The sequence below is a fragment of the Mesorhizobium sp. M6A.T.Cr.TU.014.01.1.1 genome (assembly GCF_004022765.1).
GTDB classification, from domain to species: domain Bacteria; phylum Pseudomonadota; class Alphaproteobacteria; order Rhizobiales; family Rhizobiaceae; genus Mesorhizobium; species Mesorhizobium mediterraneum.
In genome coordinates, this window is the sequence record NZ_RZPG01000003.1 from 132,896 (window position 1) to 159,202 (window position 26,307).

Genomic DNA, 26,307 nt, shown 5'->3' on the forward strand with positions numbered 1-26,307 from the left:
GATGTTCATCCCCTTCTTCCTCGAACTGAAAGCCGCGCGGGTTCCCGTCTCGCTTCGGGAATATCTGTCGCTGCTGGAAGGGCTGGAGGCGGGGCTGGTCGACTATGACGTCGAGGGTTTTTACTATCTCGCCCGCTCCGCACTGGTGAAGGACGAGCGCCACATCGACCGCTTCGACCAGGTCTTTTCGCACATCTTCAAAGGCGTCGAAGCGCTGACTGGCGAAAACGCGGTCGACGTCGAGAACATTCCGGAGGAATGGCTGCGGCGGCTTGCCGAAAAGCACCTGACCGATGAAGAAAAAAAGCTGGTCGAGGCGCTGGGTGGTTTCGAAAAGCTGATGGAAACGCTGAAAAAACGGCTTGAGGAACAGAAGGGCCGGCATCAGGGCGGCTCGAAATGGATCGGCACCGGCGGCACCTCGCCTTTCGGCGCTTACGGCTACAATCCCGAAGGGATTCGCATCGGCCAGCATGAGAGCCGCAACCGCCGCGCGGTGAAAGTCTGGGACAGGCGCGAATTCAGGAATTTCGACGATACCGTCGAGCTCGGCACCCGCAATATAAAGATCGCGCTGAAGCGCTTGCGCCGCTGGGTGCGCGAAGGCGCCGAGGAGGAGTTCGACCTGCCCGGCACCATCCACGCCACGGCCGAACATGGCTATCTCGACGTGCAGACACGGCCCGAGCGGCGCAATGCCGTGAAGCTGCTGATGTTCTTCGATGTCGGCGGCTCGATGGACGATCACATCAAAAGCGTCGAAGAGTTGTTTTCGGCCGCCCGTGCCGAATTCCGCCAACTCGAATACTTTTACTTCCACAACTGCCTTTACGAAGGCGTTTGGAAGGACAATCGCCGCCGCCATGCGGAGGTGATCCCGACCTTCGACCTCCTCCACAAATATGGCCCGGACTACAAGGTGATCGTCGTCGGCGATGCCTCGATGAGCCCCTATGAGATCGCGCATCCCGGCGGCTCGGTCGAGCATTGGAATCCGGAAGCCGGCGTCGTCTGGCTCAACCGCCTGCTGCAGCAATGGCCAAACGCGGTATGGCTCAACCCGGAAAATGAGAAACACTGGGGCTATACTCATTCGATCGCCATGATCCGCGATATCTTCGGCGGCCGCATGTTTCCGCTGACGCTCGCCGGGCTCGAAGCCGCGACGAAACAGCTTTCAAGGAAGCACTGAGTGGATTTTCGGAACGCAAGACAGGAAGGCCTATGACCTGTTTCCTTTGCCTGCAGTGTGGCGTCCAATTCGCGGCAACAGCCGCGCCGCCGGACCATTGCCCGATCTGCGAGGACGAGCGGCAATATGTGCGCTGGGAGGGCCAGGCCTGGATCACGCCGGAGGAACTCGCTGCCGGGCATCGGATCGTGATGAAAGACGACGCCGGCGTGCTCGCCTTCGGCATCGAGCCGCGCTTCGCCATCGGTCAGCGGGCGCTGCTGGCGCAAACGCCGCACGGCAATGTGCTGTGGGACTGCATCTCGATGGTCAATGACGAGGCGGTGGCCGAAATCAACCGACGGGGCGGCCTGGCCGCGATCGCCATTTCGCACTGCCATTATTATTCGGCAATGGTCGAGTGGAGCGAAGCGTTTGGCGGCGTGCCGATCTACCTGCACGCCGATGATCGCAAGTGGATCATGCGGCCGCATCCGGCTGTTATCAGTTGGGAAGGCGAGACGCGCGCCCTAAACCCCTCGCTGACACTTATCCGTTGCGGCGGCCACTTTGCCGGCGGCCAGGTGCTGCACTGGAAGCGCGACGGCGGCGACGCCATCCTGGCCGGCGACATCTTGCAGGTGACGCCTACGCGCCGCCATGTCAGCTTCATGTACAGCTACCCGAACTACATCCCGCTCAATGCGGCGAAAGTGCTCGGCATCAAGGCCGCGCTGGAGCCTTTCGCGTTCGACCATATCTATGGCGCATGGTGGAACCAGAACGTCATCGGAGACGCAAAGGCGGCATTTGCAGCGTCGGTTGCGCGGTATCTCGCGGCGATCGCCTGAGGAATTCTTCGCGGCATCGAAAATATGGGCAAACGCCGTAACGAATGCCTATTTTAGGCGAACTTGGGAAGGCAACCCAAATAGCGGCATGAGCTAAGAGGCAAAAAGATGGATTTCCATACCTACCCAGTCACCCGCACCGATGCCGAATGGCGCGCGCGCCTGTCGCCAGAGCAATATGCGGTGATGCGCAACCACGGCACCGAGCGGCCAGGCAGTTGCGCCTTGCTCCACGAGAAGCGCGCCGGCACCTTTTCCTGTGTCGGCTGCGACCAGCCCTTGTTCGAGTCCAAGCTGAAATTCGAGAGCGGCACCGGCTGGCCGAGCTTCAACGACCCGGTGCCCGGTTCGGTCGAGACGACCGTCGACCGCAGCTACGGCATGGTCCGCACAGAATGCCACTGCGCTCGCTGCGGCAGCCATCTCGGCCACGTCTTCGAGGACGGTCCGCCCCCGACCGGCCTGCGCTATTGCATCAATGGCGTCGCGCTGAAATTCGAGCCGGCTGCCTGACTGGAATTCGACTTTGGCAGCACTGTCCTGTCAGACCACCACCACCAGTATCAGCCACAGCACAGCCCCCAGCGTCATCAGCGAAGCCTTGATGCTGGGGGATTTCTCGGCGGTCCGCCACACCGCAAAAGTCAGAAAGAAGTTGTACGGCACCGGCGCGAAATGCACCGCCAGAACGAGAGCGAGCGGCAGCTTTAGCCCGAGCAGGATCAGCGCCAGCACCGACACTGCGATGTTGATCGCCGTGCCGACAAGGACAAGATCGCGCCAGAACAGCCGATCGAGCGGGGCCGTGCCTTGCCAGCGCGAGCGGAAGAAGCCCAGAGCGCGGCTTGCCTCACCGCCTTCGCCTTCGAAGGGAGCACTCATAGGCGCGGCCTTCTCTCTTTCGACAGCCGCAGAAATGTCGAACGCAGCAAGCCTGTCAACGCAAGTCGATCATCGGCACGCAAGCATATGATTTGACAGATTGTCATCAAACGGTCGTGAAACCTTTCTACGTCGCCCTTGCCGGCATCTTGGCAGAGATAAATTGCCGGAATCTGCCGCCCCCATCATCCAGTCGCCTGTCAAGGAGGCCTTGAGATGAGCGATAATGTCTACAACGTGCTGTTTCTTTGCAACGCCAATTCGGCGCGATCCATTATGGCCGAAGCCATTCTCAATCGGATTGGTGTCGGCAGGTTCAAGGCCTTTTCCGCCGGTTCGCGGCCGAAGGGCAAGGTCAATCCCTACGCACTGCAACTGCTCGAAAGCCTCAACTACGATACGAGCTTTGCCCGTTCGAAAGGCTGGGACGAGTTCGCCGAGCCCGACGCGCCGGAGATGCACTTCATCTTCACGCTTTGCGACAGCACCGCGAACGAATCCTGTCCGATCTGGCCGGGTCATCCGATGACCGCACTCTGGTCGATACCGGACCCAGCCAAGGCAGACGGCACCGAAGCCGAACTGCATCTTGCCTTTGCCGATGCCTATCGCATGCTCAACAACCGCATCTCGCTGTTCACCAATCTGCCGATGGATGCGCTCGACCATCTGGCGCTGCAACACCATCTCGACCAGATCGGCCGCGACACGCCGAAGCCGAACTAGCTCAAGCGGCTGCGACGCGAATTCACGAACCGGCTTCGCCACCCTCGCCCAGAACCCCGGCAACGGCGCGCTCGAAACGCGATGCTTCCGTCACCAGCCAGTCGGCCATGGCGGGCCAATTGTCCTCGGCAAAGCAGTTCACCCGCCACATCGAATTGATGCCGAGGCCCTCGCAACTCTGTTCCGGCCTGAGTTTCAATCTGCCTTCGATCGCCGGCTGGAACGGCTTCAACCGCGACCAGGCTTGCGTGGCACCGAACTTCTCGTTGCGGCCGAAGAAGACGCCGACATGGTTCTGCGCCGGCGCGACATACATGGAAAGGACCAAGGCGAAGTCGGGCAGCCCGCGCTGCCAGAACCAGGGTCCGCGCCGCGCCATCAGCGCCCTTTCTTCCGGATGCCGTTCCGCGAACAGCGTCCAGAAGCCGCGTTGGCGGAATTCAGAGGCGCGGCGGACGCCAAAGTCGAATTCGCTCATGCTTCGACCCATTGAGGGTGCCGCAACCGGCGCCCAGGGCTGTTACCAGCCTTACACCATGCCGAGCGCGGCTTTGTAGAGGTCGAGGATGGTTTCCTCCTCCTGCCGCTCGGCCTGGTCCTTCTTGCGCAGACGGATGATCGACCGCATCGCCTTGGTGTCGAAGCCGGTGCCCTTGGCCTCGGCGAACACTTCCTTGATGTCGTCGGCGATCGTCTTCTTCTCTTCTTCGAGCCGCTCGATGCGCTCGATGAAGGCACGCAGCTGGCCGGCGGCAACAGTCTGGCTGGTCTCGGTGATGTCGTCGGCCATTTTTTTCTCCGCGTCGTTTTCCATGCCGCGACTCAGGAACGTGTCGCGGCGAATTTGCAGCGGTTCGATGCCCGACCGGGGGCGACCGGTCAAGCTGTTATCGATGCGGCATGAAGGGTTAGGCACACCCCAAGGTGTGTTGAGATTCAGGTCAGGCCGAGCCGAAAACGGTGGCTGCCGAGAACCGGAGCGGAGCGTACTTAAGTACGTGAGCACCGGAAGCGCAGGCAGCTGGCGTTTGCAGGCCGGCATCACCTGAATATCAACGCACCTTACCCGAATGCGATCAGCAGATCCTTGGCGTCGATCTGGTCGCCGGCCTTCACCAGCACTTCGGCGATTGTGCCGTCACGCTCGGCATGCAATGCCGTCTCCATCTTCATCGCCTCGATCGACAGCAGCACGTCGCCGGCCTTGACCGCCTGGCCGGCGGCGACGGCAAGTGCCGAGACCACGCCCGGCATCGGCGCGCCGACATGCGCCTCGTTACCCGGCTCGGCCTTGCGCCGCGCCTTGGCGGCGGAAGCACCATGCGCGCGATCCGGCACTTTGATCCGGCGCGGCTGGCCGTTGAGCTCGAAGAACACGGTGACCATGCCTTTCTCGTCGACATCGCCGATGGCCAGGCAGCGCACCACCAGAGTCTTGCCTTTCTCGATGTCGACAAAGATCTCGTCTTCCGGCTTCATGCCGTAGAAATAGGTCGGCGTCGGCAGCACGCTGACCGGCCCGTAGGTTTCCTGGGCTGCGGCAAAGTCGGAAAAAACCTTCGGGTACATCAGCCACGAGGCGAATTCGAATTCGCTAAGCTTGCGCTCGAGCTTCTCCTCGATCTCCTTGCGGCTGGCCTTGAGATTGGCTGCTTTCAACAGCGAGCCAGGTCGCACAGTGATCGGCTTACCGCCCTTCAGCACCTTCTTCTGCAGCGCCTCCGGCCAGCCGCCGGGCGACTGGCCGAGATCGCCGCGCAGCATCGACACGACCGAATCCGGGAAGGCGATATCCCTGGCTGGATTTTCGACATCGGCGACCGTCAGGTCCTGACTTACCATCATCAGCGCCATGTCGCCGACAACCTTGGACGACGGCGTCACCTTGACGATGTCACCGAACATCAGATTGACGTCGTGATAGGTCTGCGCCACTTCGTGCCAGCGCGTCTCCAGCCCGAGCGAGCGCGCCTGTTCCTTGAGATTGGTGAATTGCCCGCCTGGCATTTCGTGCAGGTAGACTTCCGAGGCCGGCCCCTTCAGGTCGCTCTCGAAGGCTGCATACTGGTTGCGCACCGCCTCCCAGTAGAACGAGATGTTCCTGATCCATTGCGGGTCGAGGCCCGGATCTCGCTCGGTGCCCTTCAGCGCCTCGACGATCGAGCCCAGGCAAGGCTGCGAGGTGTTGCCCGATAAGGAGTCCATCGCCGCGTCAATGGCGTCGACACCGCTGTCCACCGCCGCCAGCACCGTCGCCGCCGACAGGCCTGACGTGTCGTGCGTGTGGAAGTGGATCGGCAGATCGGTCGCCTCGCGCAGCGCCTTGAACAGTGCGCGCGCCGCCGTCGGCTTCAAGAGCCCGGCCATGTCCTTGACCGCGATGATATGGGCGCCGGCCGCCTGCAACTCCCTGGTCAGCGCGACATAGTATTTGAGGTCGTATTTGGCTCGCGCCGGGTCGAGTATGTCGCCGGTGTAGCAGATCGCCGCTTCGATCAGCTTGCCCTCGGCGCCGACCGCGTCCATGGCGACACGCATGTTGTCGACCCAGTTCAGACAGTCGAAGACGCGGAACAGGTCGATGCCGCCGGCGGCGGCCTGTTGGACGAAATGCTGGACGACATTGTCGGGATAGTTGGTGTAGCCGACGCCGTTGGCGCCGCGCAAAAGCATTTGCAGCAACAAATTGGGCGTTGCCTCGCGCACCAGCGACAGCCGCTCCCACGGGTCTTCGGTGAGGAAGCGCATGGCGACGTCGAACGTCGCCCCGCCCCAGCATTCGAGCGACAAAAGCTGCGGCAGCGCGCGCGCATAGGTGCCGGCAATGCCGGCGATGTCATAGGTGCGCACGCGCGTCGCGAGCAAGGATTGGTGCCCGTCGCGCATCGTCGTGTCGGTAACCAGCACCTCTTTCTGCGCGCGCATCCAGGCCGCGAATTTCTCCGGCCCAAGCGCGTCGAGCTTCTGCTTGCTGCCATCAGGCACATTGCCATTGAGGTAGGGCACCATGGGTGCCGCCGCGTCGGCCTTCGGCTGCGGCCGGCCGCGCGTCTCGGGATGGCCGTTGACGCTGACATCGGCCAGATAATTGAGCAGCTTGGTCGCGCGGTCCTGCCGCTTCACGCTCGCGAACAGCTCCGGCGTCGTGTCGATGAACTTGGTCGTGTAGGAATTGTCGGCGAAACTCGGGTGATTGATGATCGCCTCGAGGAAGGTGAGATTGGTCGCCACGCCGCGAATACGGAACTCGCGCAGAGCCCGGTTCATGCGGGCGATGGTCTCGGCCGGCGTCGGTGCCCAGGCCGTCACCTTCTCCAGCAGCGGGTCATAAAAACGGGTGATGACCGCGCCCGAATAGGCGGTGCCGCCGTCGAGGCGGATGCCGAAACCGGTGGCGCCGCGATAGGCGGTGATGCGGCCATAGTCGGGAATGAAATTGTGCTCGGGATCTTCCGTGGTGATGCGGCACTGCAGCGCGTGGCCGTTGAGCCTGATATCCTTCTGCGCTGGCACGCCCGATTCCGGCGTACCGATGGCGAAACCATCGAGGATGTGAATCTGCGCCTTGACGATGTCGATGCCGGTCACCTGCTCGGTGACGGTGTGCTCCACCTGGATACGCGGATTGACCTCGATGAAGTAGAATTTGCCGGTGTCGGCATCCTGCAGGAACTCGACGGTGCCGGCCCCGACATAGCTCGTCTCGCGGGCGATCTTCAGCGCGTAATCGCAAAGCTCTTCGCGCAGCGACATTTCGAGGTACGGCGCCGGCGCGCGCTCGACCACCTTCTGGTTGCGGCGCTGGATGGAACAATCGCGCTCGAACAGGTGCACGGCATTGCCGTGTGTGTCGCCCAGCACCTGCACCTCGACATGGCGGGCGCGCTCGATCAGCTTTTCGAGATAGACCTCGTCCTTGCCGAAGGCGGCTTTCGCTTCGCGCTTGCCCTCCGTCACTTCGCGGGCGAGATCGGTTTCCGAGCGGATGGCGCGCATGCCGCGGCCGCCGCCGCCCCACGATGCCTTCAGCATCACCGGATAGCCGATCGTCTTGGCGAGCGCCTTCACCGCCTCCATATCGTCCGGCAACGGCTCGGTAGCGGGGACCACCGGCACACCAACCTCGATCGCCAGGTTGCGCGCGGCGACCTTGTTGCCGAGCCTGCGCATCGTATCCGGCTTGGGTCCGATAAAGACGACGCCGGCCTTGGCGCAGGCTTCGGCGAATTCGGGGCTTTCCGACAACAGCCCATAGCCCGGATGGATGGCATCGGCGCCCGAAAGCCTGGCGACGCGGATCACCTCCTCGATCGACAGATAGCTTTCGATCGGTCCCATATCCCTGGTCAGATGCGGCCCGCGCCCAACCTGGTAGCTTTCGTCGGCCTTGAAGCGGTGCAGCGAGTATTTGTCCTCCTCGGCCCAGATCGCCACGGTTTTGAGGCCGAGTTCGTTGGCCGCGCGGAAGACGCGGATGGCGATTTCGGACCGGTTGGCGACAAGGATCTTCGAAATTGCCAAGGACAAGGCTCCGGACGCTGACGGGGAAGGAAACTGGCGCCATGATTAACGCGAAAATGCTGCAGCGCAAACAAAATCGGGCGGCGATTAAACCGATTTAAATCGATTCTTTTTGCTCTGAGCGCCGTGTGTTTCCCTCAAATGCGCAAAGGACGCTTTAACAACGGGTAACACATCAAACGAAAAATGCCCGGCGCGAAGCGCCGGGCATTCCGGAACTGCCGTCGTCGACAGGCTTACATTTTCTGGATGTAGGTGTACTTGCCGTCGTCGCCCTTCTTCCATTCGTACATGACGTAGCCAGGCAGCGTCGGATCGCCCTTCGCGTCATAGGAAAGATCGCCCAGCACCGTCTTGAACGGGCCATTCGCCTTGAGAGCCTTGGCAACTTCCATCGGATCGTTCGACTTGGCGGCTGTGGCGGCTCCCGCGATAGCCTGCATGGCGGCGTAGGAGTAGAGCGTGTAGGCCTCCGGCTCGAAGCCCTGCGCACGGAACTTCTCAACGAGTTCCTTGTTCGCCGGGATCAGACGCGGATCCGGGCCGAACGTGTTCAACGTGCCCGCAACCGCGTCGCCCGCGATTGAGGCCAGCTCGTTCGACACGATGCCGTCGCCGGAAACCAGCGTGGCCTTGAGGCCCTGGTCAGCCACCTGGCGGATGATCAGGCCGGCTTCGGTGTGCAGACCACCCCAATAGATGATGGAAACGCCGGCTTGCTTCATCTTGGCGATCAGCGCCGAGAAGTCCTTGTCGCCGACATTGACGCCTTCGTACATGACTTCCGTCACGCCGGCAGCGTTCATCGCCTTCTTGGTTTCGTCGGCAAGACCTTGACCATAGGTCGTCTTGTCGTGGATGACCGCGATCTTGGCATCCTTGAAGTTCGACGCGAGGTAAGCGCCGGCGATGCTGCCCTGCTGATCGTCACGTCCGCAGGTGCGGAACGTGTTCCACATGCCGCGTTCGGTGAACTTCGGATTGGTCGCGGCCGGTGTGATCTCGAGGATACCGTTTTCCGCGTAGACTTCCGATGCCGGGATCGAAACGCCCGAGTTGAAGTGGCCGACCACGAACTTGACCCCGTCGCCGACGAACTTGTTGGCGACCGAGATGCCCTGCTTCGGATCGGAGACGTCGTCGCCGACCGTGAGCTTGATCTGCTCGCCGTTGATGCCGCCGGCCGCATTGATGTCGGCGACAGCCTGTTCGGCGCCCTTCTGCAGCTGCGCGCCGAAAGCGGCATTCGGACCGGTGATCGGACCGGCCACGCCGACCAGGATGTCAGCCCACGCGCTTCCGCTGAACGCGACGAGCGCGGTCAGGGCGACGGCGGACAAAAGTGATTTTCTCATGTAAAACGCTCCCATTTACAGAGTGGGCGTGGATGATGCTTTCATGCGATGCCCACTTTTACTCGCAGAAAACGTACTTTGCCGATTTTCAGGCACTTGTCACGCCGATTCATCCCCGAAACGGCGTTAATGATGAACATCAACCTTTTGGTTTCCAACTCAAAAGCGATGCTCTTTCGTAGAGCCAGCTATACTGTGTCACCATCTGATTGGTGCGCGTGTATTGATAGCCGATGAAGCCCAATATCATCAGGACGATGGTATCGACGATGTAGTACTGCAGCGAGAACATCGTGCCGTCGAACAGCGCGTGATGGATGAACCTTACGGCGATGCCGAGGCCGAGCATGTAAGCGAACAACTGGACGAAGCTGCGCCATGTCTGGGCGCAGGCCTTGCCCGTCATCCAGGCCGCCCAGCCGCCAAGCAGGCAGGTGACGAAGAAGAACTGCCAGACCGAAGGTTCCTCATAGAGAATGCCCTGCATGATGAAGACTCCTGAACTCAGTGATGGCCGCCTTCGAGATAGGCGGCACGCACGTCCGGATCGGCGAGCAGCTCCTTGCCGGTGCCGCTCATCGTCACATTGCCGTTGACCATGACATAGCCCCGCGTGGCGAGCTTCAGCGCGCCGAAGGCGTTCTGCTCGACCAGGAACACGGTCAGCCCCTGCGTGCGGTTCAACTCGCGGATGGCGTCGAAGATCTGCTTGACGATCAGCGGCGCCAGGCCCAGCGACGGCTCGTCGAGCAGGAGCAGTTTCGGCCGCGCCATCAGCGCGCGCGCGATCGACAGCATCTGCTGCTCGCCGCCCGACAGCGTGCCGCCGCGCTGGGCAATGCGTTCCTTCAGGCGCGGAAACAGCGTGAACACCTTCTCGGCGTCCTCGTCGTAATGCTGGAGGTTGTCGAGGCTGGCGCCCATCTGCAGGTTTTCCATCACCGTCATGCGCGGGAAGATGCGCCGGCCCTCCGGCGACTGGGCGATGCGCATGCGCGCGATCTCATGGGTCGGCAGCTGGGTGATGTCGGTGCCGGCGAAGGTGATGGTACCTGCCCGCGCCCGTGGAGCACCAAAAATGGTCATCATCAGCGTCGACTTGCCGGCGCCGTTGGCGCCGATCAGCGCCACGATCTCGCCCTGCTTGACGGTGACATCGACGCCGTTCAGCGCCCTGATGTTGCCGTAGTAGGTCTGGACACCCCTAATATCGAGCAGCGTTGTGCCGGCCATCACTTGCGCCCCCCGCGCTTGCCCGTCGCAGGCGTTGCAGAGACATGGCTTGTCTCCACCTTCCCAGCATCGACGCGGCGCGAAAATTCCGTCTCCTTGCCAGCGGCAAGAAGCTTGGCCTGGCCAACCCAGTCCTCGCGCGCAATGCGCCCGTCGAAGGCCAGATAGGCTTCGACGGCCACGACGTCGGCCTTCTTCCATGCCGCGATCTGGTCGAAATGGAAGATGCCGTGCTGGTTGAGCTTCTTCTCATTGACCGTGCCGATGCCCTTGATGCGGGTCAGATTGTCGGCCTTGCCGCCACGCGGTGCTGTGAGCCGATTCGAAACGCCCGCGGCCTTTGATTTGGCCGGTGCCTTGGTGGCTGGCTTTGCTGCGGCAGAAGATTTCGCGCTGGGTTTGGCTGCGGCAGGCTTCGAGCTTGGCTTGCTTGCTGCGGCACTCGACCTTGCATCGAGCTGCCCGGCTTTCGAGGCGCCCTTCGACACCGTGACGCGTTCGCCTTCGCTATGGCCGACCGTGTCGGTCACCGGCCCGGCGAGATACGAAGATGATGCGCCCGGCCCGTGCGCCGAATCCGGGCCCGTATCCAGTTGCTCGATGACGTCTTCGTCGCCGACCTCCGTCAGCACAGTCTCAACTTCCTCGTCTTCGACCCCGAGATAAGCGGCGATGACACGCGGGTCGGTGCGTACCGCGTGCGGACTGCCGTCCGAGATCTTGCGCCCGTATTCGAGCACCACGACATGGTCGGAAATCTGCATGACCACCGCCATGTCGTGCTCGATCAGCAAGATTGAGGTGCCGGTGTTGTCTTTGATGTCCATCAGGAGCTCGTTGAGCGCCATCGATTCCTTCGGATTGAGGCCGGCGGCCGGTTCGTCGAGGCAGAGCAGCTCCGGACCCGTGCACATGGCCCGCGCGATCTCCAGGCGCCGTTGCGCGCCGTAGGGCAGGTCGCCGGCCGGATCGTCGGCTCGGTCGACGAGATCGGCCTTTTCCAGCCAGTGCCTAGCCAGGTCGATCGACTCGGCCGACGCGGTTCGGTAGCCGCTGAAGCCGAACAGGCCGAGAATGGTGTAGCCGGACGCCTTCATCAGCTTGTTGTGCTGCGCCACCAGCAGGTTCTCCAGCAGCGTCATGCCCGAGAACAGACGAATATTCTGGAAAGTGCGCGCCACCTTGGCGCGCGCCGGGATCTCATGATTCGGCAGGCGCTCAAGCAGATAGCTCGAGCCGTCGCGCCGATTGAGCGTGAGCATGCCTTCCGACGGCTTGTAGAAACCGGTGATGCAGTTGAACACGGTGGTCTTGCCGGCGCCGTTCGGCCCGATCAGCGCGGTGATCTCGCCGCGCTTGGCCTGGAAGGTCAGGTCGCCGATGGCAACGAGACCGCCGAACTTCATCGACAGATGCTCGACCTGCAGGATGGCATCGTTCATGGATAGGCTCGCATCACTCATCAGCCGTGGCCTTCCTTGGTGAAGGAGCCGGATACGGCCCTGCTCTCCTTGAGGAAGGCTGTCGGCTCGCGGCTGCCGACGAAGCCGCGCGGCTTCCAAACCATGACGATGACCATGGCTATACCGAACAGCAGCATGCGGTAGAGTTCCGGGGTGAAATCTGGACCGAAGACCTGCTTCAGGAAATCGAGTTCGCGCAGCGCCTCGGTGCCGCCGATCATCACCATGGCGGCGACGGCGATGCCGACCAGCGAGCCCATGCCGCCGAGCACGACGATGGCGAGGATGATCGCCGATTCCAGGAAGATGAAGGATTCAGGGCTGACGAAACCTTGCCGCGCAGCGAAGAACGAGCCAGCGAAGCCGCCGAACATGGCGCCGGTGGCAAAAGCGGTGAGCTTGGTGGTGGTGGTGTTGATGCCGAGCGAGCGGCAGGCGATCTCGTCCTCTCGCAGCGCTTCCCAGGCGCGGCCGACGGGCATGCGCCTGAGCCTTATGGTGACGAAGGCGGTGAGCAGGCAGAGCCCGAGGATCAGGTAGTAGAGGAAGATCTTGTAGTAGGCGCCCGACTGGGCGATGTCGAGCACCTTGGCGATATAGTTTTCGTCCGCGACGTTGAACGACATCAGCCCGAAGAAAGAGACCTTCGGGATACCGGAAATACCGGCCGAGCCGTTGGTGACCTCGCGCCAGTTGATCAGCACGAGACGAATGATCTCGCCGAAGGCCAGCGTCACAATCGCCAGATAGTCGCCGCGCAGGCGCAGCACCGGAAAGCCCAAAAGCACGCCCCAGAAGGCGGCCATGGCCCCGGCGGCCGGCAGCAGGATCCAGAACGACAGACCAAAATGCGTGCCGAGCAACGCATAGGCATAGGCGCCGACGGCGTAGAACGCGACATAGCCGAGGTCGAGCAAGCCGGCGAGGCCAACGACGATATTCAGCCCCCACGCCAGCATCACATAGATCAGGATCTGGATGCCGAAATTGTCGACCCATTTCAGCGAGCCCTGAAAGCCGCCCACCATCGATCCGCTGTACACCGCAAGCACCAGCACGACGACGACAGGATAAATCGCCAGTGCGGCGATGCCCAATGCCGAGAAGTGGGCATGGATGAAGCTGCGGAAATAGAACAGCACCGAGGCGAGGGCATAGATGATCGCCAGCGCTCGCGCGAACCGTGCGTAACCGGCAAGACCCGGCCCCAGCAAATCATCGAGGGAGCCGGCCAGAAGAGCAAGCACGGCAACAATCACGATGGCCGCGATGAAATACGGCAACCGGAAGAACCGCGTCGCCGCGCTCTCCGGCAACAGGCCGGTGGCGATGTCGACGACCTTCTGGCTGGCCAGGAAGGGTTGGCCATAGGCGACATAGACAAAGCGCCCGACCATGGTCAGCACAACCACGGTAAAGAGAAGCCACCAGCGCTGTACGAGGATCAGTTCGTTCGAGATGTTCTGATCGGTCCTCAGGCCGATGAACAGCACGAACAGGCCGAGCGCGATGGCGCCGGCATAAAGCGCCTCGCGCGTGGCGCGTTGCATAGGGGTGGCGACGATGTCGCGCTCCGGAGATACGGTATCGGCCATGATCTCAGACCTTTTCGACTTCTGGCCGGCCCAGAATGCCGGAAGGCAGGAAGATCAGCACGATCGCCAAGATGGAGAAGGCGGCGACGTCCTTGTAGTCGATCGAGAAATAGGCCGACCACATGCTCTCAATGAAGCCGATCATCAGCCCACCGAGCACGGCGCCGGGCAGCGAGCCGATGCCGCCGAGCACGGCCGCGGTGAACGCCTTCACGCCGGGCGTGAAGCCGTCGGAGAAGGCGATGACGCCGTAATACATCAGGAACAGCGTGCCGGCGACGGCGGCAAGGGCCGCGCCCATGACGAAGGTGATCGAGATGGTGCGGTCGACGTCGATACCGAGCAGCGCCGCCATCTTGCGGTCCTGCTCGCACGCTCTTTGCGCTCGACCAAGCGAGGTCTTGTTGACCAGGTACCAGAACAGCGCCAGCAGCAGCGCGGTGACGACGACGATGATGATCTGCTTCAGCGATACGCTGATGCCCTCGATATTGTAGACCTTGGACACCATCGGCGGGATCGGCTTGTTGCGCGGGCCTTGCGTCACCTGGACGAAGTTCGACAGCGCGATCGACATGCCGATCGCTGTGATCAGCGGCGCCAGCCGGAACGAGCCGCGCAACGGCCGGTAGGCCACCTTCTCGATCGTCCAGTTATACAGGCTGGTCAACAGCATCGCGACGATCATCATGATCAAGAGCGCGATCACCACCGGCACCGAGTAGAACAACGCACCGAGGATGAGGAAAACAATGAGGGCGGTGAAGGCGCCGATCATGAAGATGTCGCCATGGGCGAAATTGATCATGCCGATGATACCGTAGACCATCGTATAGCCGATCGCTATCAGTCCATAGATCGATCCCAGCGTCAGCCCATTGATAAGCTGCTGGACAAAATACTGCATGCTGTCGTGGCTCCCCTGGAATGTCGCCCATGCAGACGCATTCCTTTTCGTATTTCCCCTAGTCGTAAAGTTTCGAGCCCGGATTGCAACGTCATTTTTTAATCGTCATGCGTGATTTTGAAGCACGCCACTCGGATTGCCCGTTCTTTCCCTTCCGGCCTCTGGACTATCGCGGACCCTATCATTGGCATAACGCAATGTCTTTGACGATTCGGCGTCAAAATGCACGTCGTTTCGAAGGAATCGCCGTCAAAATAAGTTGATGAGCGGGATCGTTGCGCCGCCGACGCAGTCGATCTTTGCGTTCCATTCGTTTCCCTTGGGTCAAGATCCTCTCTATTTGACGACGAATCCGTGCGCGAACGGATCGCGGTCGTCGATGAAGATCGTGTTCAATCCGGTCATGCGCGCCCAGCCGCCGATCGAGGGAATGATCGCCTGCTTGCCTGCCACCGTGACTTCCTTCTCGACCCTGCCCTTGAACAGCGAGCCGATGATCGATTCATGGACGAAATCGTCGCCGGCTCTAAGCTTGCCCTTGGCGTGAAGCTGCGCGATCCGCGCCGAGGTTCCGGTGCCGCAAGGCGAGCGGTCGATCGCCTTGTCGCCGTAGAAAACGGCGTTGCGCGCATCGGCTTGGCTGTCGGTCGGCGCCCCTGTCCACAGCATATGCGACAGCCGGTCGATGCCGGAATTCTCGGGATGCACGAAAGAGTACTTCTCGTTGAGCCGCTGCCGCACCACCGGGCTCCAGGCGATGAGGTCGCCGGCGGAATGCTCGGCCATGTCGCGATAGTTCTTCTGCGGCTCGACGATGGCGTAGAAATTGCCGCCATAGGCGACATCGACACTGATCTCGCCGAGTTGCGGACATTCGACCGTCAGGCCCTCCGCATAGAGGAAGGACGGCACGTTGGTGATGCGGACCTCCTCGACATATTCGCCGACCTGTTTGTATTCGGCGGTGACCAGGCCGGCCGGCGTGTCCAGCCTGAGCAAACCCGGCGTCTTCGGCTTGATCAGCCCGTGCTCGATGGCCATCGTCACCGTGCCGATGGTGCCGTGACCGCACATTGGCAGGCAGCCCGAGGTTTCGATGAACAGTATGGCGATGTCGCAATCGGGCCTCGTCGGCGGATAGAGGATCGAGCCGGACATCACGTCATGGCCGCGCGGCTCGAACATCAGCCCGGTGCGGATCCAGTCATATTCGGCCAGGAAATGCGCGCGCCGCTCCATCATCGTCGCGCCCTGGAGCAGCGGTCCGCCGCCGGCGACAAGCCGCACGGGATTGCCGCAGGTGTGACCGTCGATGCAGAAGAAGGAGTGGCGCGCCATTTCTAGATCCCGTCAGAAGCGGTTCGGAGAAAACGGAGAAAGATCAAACACCGGATATTGGCCGAGAATGAGATCGCGGATCAAGCGTCCGGTGGCAGCCGCCTGGGTCAGGCCGAGATGGCCGTGGCCGAAGGCATAGACAATCGTGCCGGCCTGCCTGGCGGCACCGATCACCGGCAGCGAATCCGGCAGCGACGGCCGGAACCCCATCCATTCGCGGCCACCGGCTGGATCAAGCCCCGGCAGGAAGCTTTTGGCCTTTTCGAGCAGCGCTTTCGAGCGGGCGTAGTTTGGCGGCCGCTCGATGCCGCCGAGCTCGACCGCGCCGCCGACGCGCACACCGGTTTCAAGCGGGGTGACGACGAAGCCATGGCCGGAGAAGATCAGTTGCCGCTTCACGTCGAAGGCGGTCTTCGGCAGGGTCGTGTTGTAGCCGCGCTCGGTTTCGAGCGGGATGCGGTCGCCGAGATGTTTCGCCAGCAGATGCGACCACGCGCCGGCGGCGATGACGAGGCATTTTGCCTGCCGCGCCGTGCCGTCGGCCAGCGTCAATGTCGCGCCATCCTGCCCCGCTCCGACACGGTCGATCCGAGCCTTTTCGAAACGCGCGCCGTTCTTCTCGGCATAGGCCCAGATCGCTTTGCCCAATGATTTCGGGTCCGTAACGGTCTTCCATCCCGGCACGAAAGTGCCCTTGACGAAGCGCGGCGACAGGCCCGGCTGCAAGGCGGCGAGCGCATCGCCCTCGACATGGCTGAAGCCGATGCCGAAGCGCTGCCTCGCCGCCCAGCCGGGCAGCGACGCCTTGAACTCGGCCTCGTTCTCGTAAAGTTCGAGCGAGCCGTCCTCGCGCAGCATGTTTCCGGTGCCCGAGCGCGCCATCAGCCCGGCCCATTCGGCCTCGGCGAGCCGCATCATGCCTGCCTGCGCCGCGAGGCTGGCCTCGTAGCGGTCGGTTCGCCCGGCGCGCCAGAAGCGGACAAGCCAGGGCAGCAGCTTCGGCAGGTAGGCGGGCGGGATGCTGAGCGGGCCGAGCGGGTCGGCAAGCCATTTCGGCAGATGCCTGATCATGCCCTTGTGGGCCAGCGGCAGCACGTCGGAAAAGGCCAGAGCGGCGGCATTGCCGGAACTCGTCTCCTCGCAGATCCCCGTCCGATCGAAGATCGTGACGTTTCGCCCTGCCTCGGCCAGATAGGCGGCGACACAGACGCCGATGATGCCGCCGCCGATAATGGCGATGTCTTCCCCTTTTCCTCGTTCACGGGGAGACGGTGCTCGAAGGGCGGATGAGGGGCGGCTCCCCGCTTTTGCCGACTTGGAAATTCCTTGCACGTGGGCGCTGCCCCTCATCTGGCTGCCGCCATCTTCTCCCCGTAAAACGGGAAGAAGAGAGCCTGCCTCAAAACGTCGGCAGCTCCGGCCTTGCCGCCAACGCATCCCTGACGATCTTTTCGACCGTCCTGCGGCGCTCGCCCGACAATGGCTGGCGCGGCATGCGCACGCGGTCGTTGGTGTTGATCGCCAAGACTTCGGCGAGCTTGATGTTCTGCACCAGATAGGTCGAGACGTCGAGGTCGAGCAGCGGCCGGAACCAGCGGTAGATTTTCAGTGCCTCCTCGCGGCGACCCTGCTTCATCAACTGGTAGATGGCGACCGTCTCGCGCGGAAACGCGGTGACCAGCCCCGCCACCCAGCCGATGGCGCCGACCGACAGCGCCTCGAACGCCAGATTGTCGACGCCGGTGAACAGGTCATAGCGGTCGCCGAAGCGGTTGATGATCTCGGTCGAGCGGCGGATGTCGTCCGAGGATTCCTTGATGGCGACAAAGCGCTTGTCCTTCGCCAGCTCCTCCATCTGGTCGACGGTAACGTCGACACGATAGGCAAGCCGGTTGGAATAGATCATCACCGGCAGGTCGCCGGCCTCGGCGACAGCGCGCAGTGCGGCGACCGTCTCCTCCTCATTGGTGTGGTAGATCGGGCTCGGCACCACCATCAGCCCGTTGGCGCCCTCTTTCGCGGCGCGGCGCGCGATCGCCGCCGCCTCGCGCGTGCCGGCTTCGTTGACCGTCAGCAGAACCGGCTTGTTGCCTGCGATCTTCTGCGCGGTCTTCAGCACGTCGATCTTCTCGTCATGTGACAGCATCGGCCCTTCGCCGAGCGAGCCGCAGACGATGATGCCGTCGCAGCCGGCCTCCATCTGCAGCGCAAAGCAGCGCTCCATCTCGCCATGGTCGAGACGATCGTCCTCAGTGAATTTGGTCGTGACGGCGGGGAAAACTCCGGTCCACATGGTGGTCGCTCCATCTGATATATCAGTCGTATATTTATTAAGAAACGGACTGTCAACACGGATTTCGCTATGATATATCGAAAATATATCAGGAGCTCACCTTTGATATTCAGTGACACAAGCCCGGCATTCGAGCCTGCGGCGGCGAAAGCCTACCGTGTGCTCGAGCATATGATCGTGACGCTCGAACTGGCGCCTGCAAGCTTCATCACCGAGGGCGCCCTGATCGACAGGCTCGGGCTTGGCCGCACGCCGGTGCGCGAGGCGATCCAGCGACTGGCTTGGGAAGGACTGCTGGATGTCCGGCCCCGTGCCGGCATCGCCATTGCCCCGCTCCATCCCGGCGACTGGTTGCGCGTCCTCGATGCGCGGCGTGGCATCGAGGTGGTTCTCGCCCGCTCGGCCGCCCGCTTCGTCACCCGTGAAGCCGCTGACCTGTTTCACGATGCGGCACTGGCCATGCAGAAAGCGGTGATATCAGGCAATGTGCTGGCCTTCATTCAAGCCGACAAGGCGCTCGACGAGGCGCTGGCGCTGGCTGCCGACAACCCCTTCGCCGCACGGCTGGCCGCCCCCTTGCAGACCCACAGCCGCCGCTTCTGGTTCCGCTACAAGGCCGAAACCGGGCTCGCCGAATCGGCCGAGCACCACGTCGCGCTGATCCGCTCGATCCTCGCCGGCGACGAAGATGCTGCCGCTAAAGATGCCAAGCGCCTGATGGCGCTGCTACGCGGCCATGCCGAGACGGCCGCTACGCGCTGAGACCGCTCATCCGATCAATGTGTCCTGACCGTCATGCGTCCTGGTCGGCCGGGATCACCACGTTTTCCCAATGTTCGCCGGCCGCGACGATGCAGCTTCTGCCGGCGACATCGGTGACGATGATCGTCCAGCTTCCGGTCTCGGCGACAAAAACTTCCATGATCGCCACTTGACCGATCAGCCCGAAAGCAAACTGTCTTTCCTGGAAATTCTCAGTCAGGTGGGCGACGAGATCGCCATGTTCAACGCAGTACTGATATTGGGCGCTTGCGGCGTTCGTACCCGCCGCCAATGCGCCAGCAAGAACCAGGGTTTTCACCCAACCCAATAGCGATTTGCGTGCCATAGGGCACCTCCTTTGCCATCACGTCCGGCAAAGGGAGACGCCTCATTTTGCCGAAACGATCCAGGCCGGTTCCGACGTCATCACCATCGCGTCGTTCCTTTCCGTGTTCCGGTCTGTCATCAGCGGGGACGATTTTTGATGTTCCCACTATGTTCCATATATGGTGTCGGCAACGAAAAAGCGCAAGCAGGCGCCCGCAGCGGGCGCCTGTGGATCCGTTTCAAGGTGATCGCAGAGAACCGCGGCCTGCGCGGCTATGCCGAAACCGCGGCCGCAGCAAAAAAAGGGCCACGCTCAGGTGCCTGGCAGCGCCGCTGTCGTCACCGCGCTCTCCCAGCCTTCACCCACCGAAACCACGCAGCTTTGACCGCGTGTGTCGCTGGCGAGGATGGTCCAGGTGCCTTGGTCGGAAACGAAGACTTCAACGATCACATTCCGATTGACGACGCCGAGCGCGGTCGGATTTTCACGGAACTTCTCGCCGAGCGCCTTGATCATGTCGGCTCGTGCCGCGCATTGTTCGGCCGCCATTGCCGGGGCGGCGGAAAACGCCGCCGCGGCGGCGCAAAGTATCGTCACCATAAGACGTGTCATCTGACACCTCCCTTGCGCCGACCGATGCCCCCGCAGCTGTCGCCAGCGCCGTTGGTTGATCTGCCGCGCCTCCTTCGCGGCAGGATTGCAAGTTAAGACTTCTGCTGCCCGCCCGGTTCCATCACATTAGCGTTCAGGAATATATGGACCGCGACCGGTCAGCAAAAAGGCCCGGTTTCTAGCCGGGCCTCTTCGTCTTCAATCTGAATCCGGAACCGTCCGGCTAGTTCATCGTCGGGATGACGAACTCTGCCCCATCTTTCACACCTGACGGCCAGCGCGAGGTCACCGTCTTGGTCTTGGTGTAGAAACGGAACGCGTCCGGTCCGTGCTGGTTGAGGTCGCCGAAGGAGGACGCTTTCCAGCCGCCGAAGGTGTAGTAGGCGATCGGCACCGGGATCGGCACATTGACACCGACCATGCCGACCTGGACCCTCGAGGCGAAGTCACGCGCCGCATCGCCGTCGCGGGTGAAGATGGCGACGCCGTTGCCCATTTCGTGGTCGTTGGCGAGCTTGATCGCGTTCTCGTAAGTCGGCGCCCGCACCACCGAGAGCACCGGCCCAAAGATCTCTTCCTTATAGATGCGCATGTCTGATGTCACGTTGTCGAACAGGCAGCCGCCCATATAGTAGCCGTTCTCGTAGCCCTGCATGGAAAAGCCGCGGCCGTCGACGACCAGCTTGGCGCCTTCCTTGACGCCGGTGTCGACATAACCTTTGACCCGCTCCAGCGCCTGCGCCGTCACCAGCGGGCCGAAATCGGCCGACGAATCCGTCGAGGGGCCAACCTTCAGGCTTTCGACACGCGGCACCAGCTTTTCCATCAGCCGGTTGGCTGTGTCGTTGCCGACCGGGACGGCGACGGAAATCGCCATGCAGCGCTCGCCGGCCGAGCCGTAGCCGGCGCCGATCAGTGCGTCGACGGTCTGGTCCATGTCGGCGTCGGGCATGATGATCATGTGGTTCTTGGCGCCGCCGAAGCACTGCACGCGCTTGCCCGAGGCGGTGCCGCGCGAATAGATGTAGTGGGCGATCGGCGTAGAGCCGACGAAACCGATGGCCTTGATATCGGGGTCGTCGAGGATGGCGTCGACCGCCTCCTTGTCGCCGTTGACGACGTTGAGGATGCCCGCCGGCAGGCCGGCCTCGATGAACAGCTCTGCGATGCGCAACGGCACGCCCGGGTCGCGCTCCGAAGGCTTCAGGATGAAGGCGTTGCCGCAGGCGATGGCCGGCGCGATCTTCCACAACGGGATCATCGCCGGAAAATTGAACGGCGTGATGCCGGCGACGACGCCGAGCGGCTGGCGCATCGAATAGACGTCGATGCCGGGGCCGGCGCCATCGGTGAACTCGCCCTTCATCATATGCGGCGCGCCGATGCAGACTTCGACCACTTCCAGCCCGCGCTGGATGTCGCCCTTGGCGTCGGCAATGGTCTTGCCGTGCTCGCGCGCCAGAATGTCGGCCAGCGAATCATACTCTTTGGCGACCAGTTCAAGGAACTTCATCAAGACGCGCACGCGCCGCTGCGGGTTGGTCGCTGCCCAGCCGGGCTGCGCGGCCTTGGCGTTTTCCACCGCCGCGCGCAGTTCCGTCTGCGAAGCCAGCGCCACCGTGCCGCGCACCGTGCCGTCCATCGGCTGCATGACATCCTGCTTGCGGCCGCTGGTCCCAGCGACACGCTTGCCGCCGATGAAATGACCGTATTCGATCATGATCTCTCTCCCTGTATTTGTGATGTGGCATTGTCCGCCTTTGCGCGACCGATGGCAACGCGAGCGAAAACGCAACCGTTGTGCGTAAAATAGATAGCAATTGACGGCAGAACATCAATTCTCGCAAATAGTAAGGATGCAGGTCCCTAGCAGCAAGGATTGAGAGATGAGTTCCTTCGCGCCCCCCTCTGTCCTACCGGACATCTCCCCCACGAGGGGGGAGATTGGCTGTCATCCCCGCTTTCGCCAACCCGCAACGCTGCAAGAAAGTCGCCGCCGGAGCGGCCGGCCGATCTCCCCCCAAGTGGGGGAGATGTCCGGCAGGACAGAGGGGCGCGCCCTAGAGCGCTGCCGTAATCGGCGTCATACGGACCATTCCCATGAACTGGGATGACGTCCGCATCTTCCTCGCCGTGGCGCGGGCCGGCCAGATCCTCGGCGCGGCCAAGCGGTTGGAGCTCAATCACGCCACTGTCTCGCGCCGCATCGCCGCACTGGAGGATGCGCTGCGCACAAAACTCTTTCGCCGGCTTACCACCGGTAGCGAGCTGACGCCGGCGGGCGAGCGCTTCCTCGACATCGCCGAGCGCATGGAAGGCGATATGATCGCCGCGCGCTCGACCGTGGCGGGCGAAGGCGACGATGTCTCCGGCACCGTGCGCATCGGCGCACCCGATGGCTTCGGCGTCGCCTTCCTGGCCAAACGCCTCGGCGCACTGATGGCGCTCCACCGCGAACTCACCATCCAGCTGGTGCCGGTGCCGCGTTCCTTCTCGCTGTCCAGGCGCGAAGCCGACATCGCCATCACCGTCGAGCGGCCGACCGAAGGCAGGCTGGTGGCGGGCAAGCTGGTCGACTACACACTCGGCCTGTTCGCGTCCCAGGCCTATGCCGAAGCGCATGGCCTGCCCAAGACGCCCGCCGAGCTTGGCCGGCACACGCTGATCGGCTATGTGCCGGACCTCATCGTCAGCCCCTCGCTCGACTATGCGGCAGAGTTCAGCGCCGACTGGCGCACCAGCTTCGCCATTTCCTCGGCGCTCGGCCAGGCCGAAGCGGTGCGCTCCGGCGCCGGCATCGGCATCCTGCACACCTTCGTCGCCCGCTCGATGCCGGAACTGATAGCGGTCGACATTGTCGCGCCGATCCGCCGCGCCTACTGGCTGGTCTATCACGAATCGGTCAGGCCGCTGCGCCGCGTCCAGATCGTCGCGAGCTTCATCACCAAGGCAGTGGAACGGGAGCGGGGATTGTTCGTCTGACGAGATTCACCCGACCCATTTAAATTGTGATGTCCCCAAAACACTGCGCAGTTTTGGGGCGAAGTCACCGCCCTCAAAGGCCGGGCTCGATGAAGGAAGCCTTCTGGTCCTACCGCTGGTATCGCTCCGGTCCGAGATCGCGGACATTGATGTCCGGCACCCGGTTGGAGATGATGTCGGCCAGCACCTTGGCCGAGCCGCAGGCCATGGTCCAGCCGAGCGTGCCGTGGCCGGTGTTGAGATAGAGGTTGGAAAATTCGGTGCGGCCGATCAGCGGCGGCCCGTCCGGCGTCATCGGCCGCAACCCGCACCAGAAACTCGCCGACCGTATGTCGCCGCTGCCGGGAAAAAGGTCGCCGACCGAATGTTCGAGCGTGCGCCGCCGCGTTTCATGCAGCCTCAGGTCGAAGCCGGAAATCTCCGCTGTGCCGCCGACCCGGATGCGATCGCCGAGCCTGGTGATCGCCACCTTGTAGGTCTCGTCCATCACTGTCGACACCGGTGCTGCGGCAGCATCCTTGATCGGCAGGGTGATCGAATAGCCCTTGACCGGATAGACCGGTATGGACCGTCTCAGCATGCGCATGAACTTGGCCGAATAGCTGCCCATCGCCATCACATAGGCGTCGGCAGTCTTCCAGCCCTTGCTGGTATTGATGTTGGCGATACTGTTGCGCTTGCGGATGATGCGCCTGATCGACATGTCGTATTCGAAGGTGACGCCGCGCGCCACGCAGAGCTCGGCCAGACGGTCGGTGAACATCTTGCAGTCACCGGTTTCGTCGCCCGGCAGCCGCAGGCCGCCGACGAATTTTTCACGCACCCCTGCCAGCCCCGGCTCGGCCGCTATGCAGCCGTCGGGATCGAGAATCTCGTAAGGAACGCCATATGTCTTGAGCACCTCGACATCGCCTGACGTGCCGTCGAGCTGCTGTTGCGTGCGAAAAAGCTGCAGCGTTCCCTTGGCGCGTTCATCATAGGCGATGCCGGTCGCCTCGCGCAGCGCCTTCAGCGTGTCGCGGCTGTATTCGGCCAGAGGCACCATGCGCGCCTTGTTCACCGCATAGCGCTCGGCCGTGCAGTTGCGCAGCATCCTGACCAGCCATAGCCACATATGCGGATCAAGAGTCGGCCGCACCACCAGCGGACCATGCTTCATCAACAGCCATTTGATCGCCTTCAACGGGACGCCGGGACCGGCCCAGGGCGAGGCGTAGCCGGGCGAGATCTCGCCGGCATTGGCAAAGCTGGTTTCCAGCGCCGGGCCCTTCTGGCGGTCGATCACCGTCACTTCATGGCCGGCCTCGGCGAGATAATAAGCGGTGGTGACTCCGATGACGCCGCCCCCCAGCACGAAGATCTTCATCGCATAGCTCTCCAGAACGACGTCTCGTCAGGGGTTTGGGGCGCGGCATCGTGGCTTTCTGTCTGCCGGATTTTACGGCGTCCGCCAAGTGCCCAAGCATGTCGCCCAAAAGTATGCAGCGGTTTTGGGACAACGGCATGCATAAAAAAAAGCCCGCGCGCTATCCATTCACATAGCGCCGGTCACATAGCGCCGGTGAAAGCGGTGTCCGAGGCTGGTCAGGATTTCATAGCCGATGGTGCCGGCATGGCCGGCCGCTTGATCCACCGTCTGCGACGGCCCGATCAGCTCGACGAGGTCGCCCGCCTTTAGCCTGTCGGGCGGCAGGGCCGAAATGTCGAGAACGATCGAATCCATCGATACGCGTCCGAGGAAGGGCAGCGGCACATTTTCGAACCAGGCGGCTGAGGCCGCGCGACGATGCCAGCCATCGGCATAGCCAAGCGAGATTGTTGCTGCGGCCAGCGGTTCGGTCACGTGAAAAATATGGCCATAGCCGACGCCGGCTCCCTTATCGAGGCTGCGCGTCTGAATGACCTTTGCCTGAAGCCGCACCACCGGCAGCATCGGATTTTCCTCCGCTGGCATCGGATTGATGCCGTAGAGCGCCGCACCGGGCCGGGCGAGGTCGTAATGAAAGGGCTGCCCAAGAAAGATGCCGGAGGAATTGGCGAGCGAGGCCGGCGCCTTTGGCAGCATCCTGCGCAGCCGCTCGAATTCCAGCCGCTGCTGCTCGTTGGCCGGATGCTTGGGCTCGTCGGCGCGAGCAAGATGGCTCATCACAAAGGTGACGTCGATACCGTCGAACGCCTGCGGATCGGCAGCGACGGCCTCCACCTCCGCTGCCGCCATGCCGAGCCGCGACATGCCGCTGTCGACCTGGATTGCAGCTTTAAGCGTGCGGCCGGCCCGCTGCGCCGCCGCGCGCCAGGCGGCGAGTTGGCCGACGCTGTTGATGACCGCGCCCAGCTCCGCTTCGACCGCTTCGCTTTCAGCGCCCGGCTGAATGCCGTTCAGCACGTAGATCGCCGGCCGTGAGCCGAGCGCCTGGCGCAGCAAGACACCTTCGACCAGATGCGCGACAAAGAAAATGTCGCAGCCCTCGGCCGCCAGCGCTGCCGCCACTTGGGGCCCGCCGAGCCCGTAGCCGTCGGCCTTGACGACACCCGCGCAGCCGACGCCGCCCAGCCGCGCCTTGAGCCGCCGGTAGTTTTCGCGGATGGCGCCGAGATCGACGGTCAATATGGCGCCGGCCGCTGTCTCGCTGACGGCAACCTTTTCAGAAAGAGATTTTTTGGAGGCGTCGTTCATGCCAACCCCGTCTGCGGCGGATTGGCCATCAATAAGGCCACCGCGCTGACGCGGCAACCGTGGTCGGCGCGACCGCGGCTAGCGCCAAGCTACGCAACCAGATGCCGGAACGCCGCAACCACGTCCTCATAAACCTTGCGCTTGAACGGCACGATCAGGTCGGGCAATTCCTGCATCGGCCGCCATGCCCATTTGTCGAACTCGGCGGTGTGGCCGCCCGGTGGCGGATTGATCTCAATCTCGCTCACGTCGCCGTGAAAGCGGAAGGCGAACCATTTTTGCGTCTGGCCGCGATATCGCCCTTTGAAGGCGATGCCGACCAGATCGGCCGGCAGGTCGTAGTATATCCAGTTCGGCGCCTCATCCAGCAGCGAGACCGAGCGCATGCCGGTCTCTTCATACAGTTCCCGCTGCGCCGCCTGCAGCGGTTCCTCGCCCTTGTCGATGCCGCCCTGCGGCATCTGCCAGAGCTGCGTCGTGCCGGCGAATTCGCTATCCGGCTCGGCAATGCGATGCCCGACCCAGACCAGGCCGTCACCATTGAGTATCATCAGTCCGACACAGGGGCGATAAGGCAGCGTCTCGGGATCGACCGGTTTTCTCTTCGCCAT

25 protein-coding genes are annotated in these 26,307 nt (G+C 62.6%); 6 read left to right on the forward strand and 19 right to left on the reverse strand.

Going from position 1 to position 26,307, the window contains the following annotated elements; all coding sequences use genetic code 11:
- Position 1: 1 nt before the first annotated feature.
- The 3 genes from EN885_RS05555 (at position 2) to msrB (ending at position 2,535) form a co-directional block, all read left to right on the forward strand.
- On the forward strand, positions 2–1,192 hold the full coding sequence (locus tag EN885_RS05555; protein ID WP_128241764.1) for a VWA domain-containing protein: 1,191 nt from the start codon (positions 2–4) through the stop codon (positions 1,190–1,192).
- Between the two features lie 32 nt (positions 1,193–1,224).
- Entirely contained in the window at positions 1,225–2,022 is a 798-nt protein-coding gene (locus EN885_RS05560) for an MBL fold metallo-hydrolase (protein WP_128241765.1), read from the forward strand.
- Positions 2,023–2,130: 108 nt separating this feature from the next.
- A complete protein-coding gene (msrB, locus tag EN885_RS05565; protein WP_128241766.1) occupies positions 2,131–2,535 on the forward strand; it encodes a peptide-methionine (R)-S-oxide reductase MsrB in 405 nt (134 codons plus the stop codon).
- Positions 2,536–2,565: 30 nt separating this feature from the next.
- On the opposite strand, the gene EN885_RS05570 is transcribed toward msrB, so the two are convergent.
- Positions 2,566–2,904 (reverse strand): hypothetical protein, encoded by a 339-nt coding sequence (locus tag EN885_RS05570; protein WP_126104504.1) that lies wholly within the window; start codon positions 2,902–2,904, stop codon positions 2,566–2,568.
- A gap of 216 nt (positions 2,905–3,120) precedes the next feature.
- Here EN885_RS05570 and EN885_RS05575 point away from each other — a divergent pair, with 216 nt between their 5' ends.
- A complete protein-coding gene (locus EN885_RS05575) occupies positions 3,121–3,630 on the forward strand; it encodes an arsenate reductase ArsC (protein ID WP_128241767.1) in 510 nt (169 codons plus the stop codon).
- A 22-nt stretch (positions 3,631–3,652) separates the two neighbouring features.
- Here the strand turns inward: EN885_RS05575 and EN885_RS05580 are convergent, their stop codons facing one another.
- The 12 genes from EN885_RS05580 to EN885_RS05635 form a co-directional block, all read right to left on the reverse strand.
- Positions 3,653–4,108: a hypothetical protein gene (locus EN885_RS05580; protein ID WP_128241768.1), complete on the reverse strand. Its 456-nt coding sequence runs from the start codon at positions 4,106–4,108 to the stop codon at positions 3,653–3,655.
- 51 nt (positions 4,109–4,159) lie between these two features.
- Positions 4,160–4,420: a DUF2312 domain-containing protein gene (locus EN885_RS05585; protein WP_023800031.1), complete on the reverse strand. Its 261-nt coding sequence runs from the start codon at positions 4,418–4,420 to the stop codon at positions 4,160–4,162.
- 272 nt (positions 4,421–4,692) lie between these two features.
- Positions 4,693–8,151, reverse strand: a complete 3,459-nt coding sequence (gene pyc / locus EN885_RS05590) for a pyruvate carboxylase (protein WP_128241769.1) — start codon at positions 8,149–8,151, stop codon at positions 4,693–4,695.
- 236 nt (positions 8,152–8,387) lie between these two features.
- On the reverse strand, positions 8,388–9,506 hold the full coding sequence (locus EN885_RS05595) for a branched-chain amino acid ABC transporter substrate-binding protein (RefSeq protein WP_095487475.1): 1,119 nt from the start codon (positions 9,504–9,506) through the stop codon (positions 8,388–8,390).
- Between the two features lie 139 nt (positions 9,507–9,645).
- Complete coding sequence (locus EN885_RS05600) at positions 9,646–9,993, reverse strand: DUF6867 family protein (RefSeq protein WP_126104501.1); 348 nt, start codon at positions 9,991–9,993, stop codon at positions 9,646–9,648.
- A gap of 17 nt (positions 9,994–10,010) precedes the next feature.
- The gene (locus EN885_RS05605) at positions 10,011–10,739 is read right to left on the reverse strand and encodes an ABC transporter ATP-binding protein (protein WP_126107320.1); all 729 of its coding nucleotides are present in this window, start codon (positions 10,737–10,739) and stop codon (positions 10,011–10,013) included.
- On the reverse strand, positions 10,739–12,202 hold the full coding sequence (locus tag EN885_RS05610; protein ID WP_128241770.1) for an ABC transporter ATP-binding protein: 1,464 nt from the start codon (positions 12,200–12,202) through the stop codon (positions 10,739–10,741). Before EN885_RS05610 ends, EN885_RS05605 begins: the two co-directional genes overlap by 1 nt.
- Positions 12,202–13,797: a high-affinity branched-chain amino acid ABC transporter permease LivM gene (gene livM / locus EN885_RS05615; RefSeq protein WP_127205693.1), complete on the reverse strand. Its 1,596-nt coding sequence runs from the start codon at positions 13,795–13,797 to the stop codon at positions 12,202–12,204. The genes EN885_RS05610 and livM overlap by 1 nt, the downstream gene beginning before the upstream one ends.
- A 4-nt stretch (positions 13,798–13,801) precedes the next feature.
- Positions 13,802–14,704 carry a branched-chain amino acid ABC transporter permease LivH gene (locus EN885_RS05620; RefSeq protein ID WP_127205694.1) on the reverse strand — a complete coding sequence of 301 codons (903 nt, stop codon included), beginning with the start codon at positions 14,702–14,704 and terminating at the stop codon, positions 13,802–13,804.
- Positions 14,705–15,040: 336 nt separating this feature from the next.
- Complete coding sequence (locus EN885_RS05625) at positions 15,041–16,042, reverse strand: 4-hydroxyproline epimerase (RefSeq protein WP_128241771.1); 1,002 nt, start codon at positions 16,040–16,042, stop codon at positions 15,041–15,043.
- A gap of 12 nt (positions 16,043–16,054) precedes the next feature.
- Positions 16,055–17,392, reverse strand: coding sequence for an FAD-binding oxidoreductase (locus tag EN885_RS05630; protein WP_128241772.1), 1,338 nt, complete (start codon positions 17,390–17,392; stop codon positions 16,055–16,057).
- 49 nt (positions 17,393–17,441) lie between these two features.
- Complete coding sequence (locus EN885_RS05635; RefSeq protein ID WP_128241773.1) at positions 17,442–18,335, reverse strand: dihydrodipicolinate synthase family protein; 894 nt, start codon at positions 18,333–18,335, stop codon at positions 17,442–17,444.
- 69 nt (positions 18,336–18,404) lie between these two features.
- On the opposite strand from EN885_RS05635, the gene EN885_RS05640 reads away from it, so the two are divergent.
- Positions 18,405–19,097: a GntR family transcriptional regulator gene (locus EN885_RS05640; RefSeq protein ID WP_245458143.1), complete on the forward strand. Its 693-nt coding sequence runs from the start codon at positions 18,405–18,407 to the stop codon at positions 19,095–19,097.
- Between the two features lie 31 nt (positions 19,098–19,128).
- On the opposite strand, the gene EN885_RS05645 is transcribed toward EN885_RS05640, so the two are convergent.
- The 3 genes from EN885_RS05645 to EN885_RS05655 all read right to left on the reverse strand — a co-directional run bounded on the left by EN885_RS05645 (position 19,129) and on the right by EN885_RS05655 (position 21,757).
- Positions 19,129–19,443 (reverse strand): hypothetical protein, encoded by a 315-nt coding sequence (locus tag EN885_RS05645; RefSeq protein ID WP_095487493.1) that lies wholly within the window; start codon positions 19,441–19,443, stop codon positions 19,129–19,131.
- Between the two features lie 294 nt (positions 19,444–19,737).
- Complete coding sequence (locus EN885_RS05650; protein WP_095487495.1) at positions 19,738–20,037, reverse strand: hypothetical protein; 300 nt, start codon at positions 20,035–20,037, stop codon at positions 19,738–19,740.
- Positions 20,038–20,260: 223 nt separating this feature from the next.
- Positions 20,261–21,757: a CoA-acylating methylmalonate-semialdehyde dehydrogenase gene (locus EN885_RS05655; RefSeq protein ID WP_128241774.1), complete on the reverse strand. Its 1,497-nt coding sequence runs from the start codon at positions 21,755–21,757 to the stop codon at positions 20,261–20,263.
- 380 nt (positions 21,758–22,137) lie between these two features.
- Between EN885_RS05655 and EN885_RS05665 the strand changes: the two genes are divergently transcribed.
- Positions 22,138–23,019 carry a LysR family transcriptional regulator gene (locus tag EN885_RS05665; protein ID WP_128241775.1) on the forward strand — a complete coding sequence of 294 codons (882 nt, stop codon included), beginning with the start codon at positions 22,138–22,140 and terminating at the stop codon, positions 23,017–23,019.
- A 109-nt stretch (positions 23,020–23,128) separates the two neighbouring features.
- Here EN885_RS05665 and EN885_RS05670 read toward each other — a convergent pair whose 3' ends face one another.
- The 3 genes from EN885_RS05670 to EN885_RS05680 all read right to left on the reverse strand — a co-directional run bounded on the left by EN885_RS05670 (position 23,129) and on the right by EN885_RS05680 (position 26,307).
- Positions 23,129–24,385 carry a D-amino acid dehydrogenase gene (locus EN885_RS05670; protein WP_128241776.1) on the reverse strand — a complete coding sequence of 419 codons (1,257 nt, stop codon included), beginning with the start codon at positions 24,383–24,385 and terminating at the stop codon, positions 23,129–23,131.
- Between the two features lie 168 nt (positions 24,386–24,553).
- Positions 24,554–25,696, reverse strand: a complete 1,143-nt coding sequence (alr, locus tag EN885_RS05675; protein WP_128241777.1) for an alanine racemase — start codon at positions 25,694–25,696, stop codon at positions 24,554–24,556.
- 89 nt (positions 25,697–25,785) lie between these two features.
- Entirely contained in the window at positions 25,786–26,307 is a 522-nt protein-coding gene (locus tag EN885_RS05680) for an RNA pyrophosphohydrolase (protein ID WP_095487505.1), read from the reverse strand.